General features: G+C 50.5%; 1 protein-coding gene. It reads left to right on the top strand.

What is annotated here, in order from left to right; genetic code table 11:
* On the top strand, window positions 1-1,012 hold a 1,012-nt coding region (gene dsbD, locus R7Q47_RS26770), incomplete at both ends, for a protein-disulfide reductase DsbD (protein WP_318090361.1).

The following is a 1,012-nucleotide window of genomic DNA, read 5'->3' as shown; positions in this document are numbered from 1 at the left end:
TTAGCTTTATTTGGCAAAGACCAGTTTAACAGTAGCCAGAACAACAGTTTTGGTAGCAGCAGCGACAGCTTTGTTCCGGTCGACCAAGCGTTCCCGTTTAACTTCTACCAACAAGACGACAAATTGATGCTCGATTGGCAGGTACGAGACGGCTACTATCTGTATCAAGAGCGCTTGTCTGTGTCTGGTGAAAACATCTCTCTGGGCGAACTGCAAATGGAAAACGGCACGCCACATAAAGATGAATTTTTCGGTGATGTGCACATCTACACCACGCCTTTATTTGTGAATGTACCGCTTGATGAGTGGCAAGAAGGCGCACGCGTGATCGTGCAATATCAAGGCTGTGCAAAGGCTGGATTCTGCTACCCGCCAGAAACTCGCATCATTCCCATTGACGCTTTTACGGCTTCCATTGCTGATTCCGCAGTCGCAACAAAACCAACGCAATCAACAGCAAACAACAACCAAACAAACGCGACATCACCAACGGCGAGCACGTCAGTGTCATCAAACAACGATCCAGCACCAGTCACTGAGCAAGACAGCCTCGCGGCGAACCTTGCTGACAATTGGTGGACTCCGCTGCTGTTTTTAGCTCTTGGTGTAGGCTTAGCGTTTACGCCATGTGTTCTGCCAATGTACCCAATTTTGACCAGCATCGTACTTGGCAGCGGGAAACTCAGCCAACGCCGCGCTCTGGGTTTATCCCTAGTTTACGTGCAAGGCATGGCGCTGACTTACCCTCTTCTCGGCTTAGTGGTGGCATCAGCAGGCATGCAGTTCCAAGCGGCGATGCAACACCCATATGTGTTGATTGGTTTGAGTATCTTATTCGTCACGTTGGCACTCTCCATGTTTGGTGTGTACACCCTGCAATTGCCAAGCAGTGTACAAACGTGGCTAAACAACCTAAGCAACAAACAACAAGGCGGCAGCAGCGCAGGCGTATTCGCGATGGGCGCGATCTCAGGTCTGGTGTGCTCACCGTGTACCACAGCACCTCTGTCAG

This window comes from Vibrio sp. Vb0349, from assembly GCF_033338975.1.
Note: the sequence above shows the minus strand (reverse complement) of the source record. Positions and strands in the feature narration are given on the sequence as shown.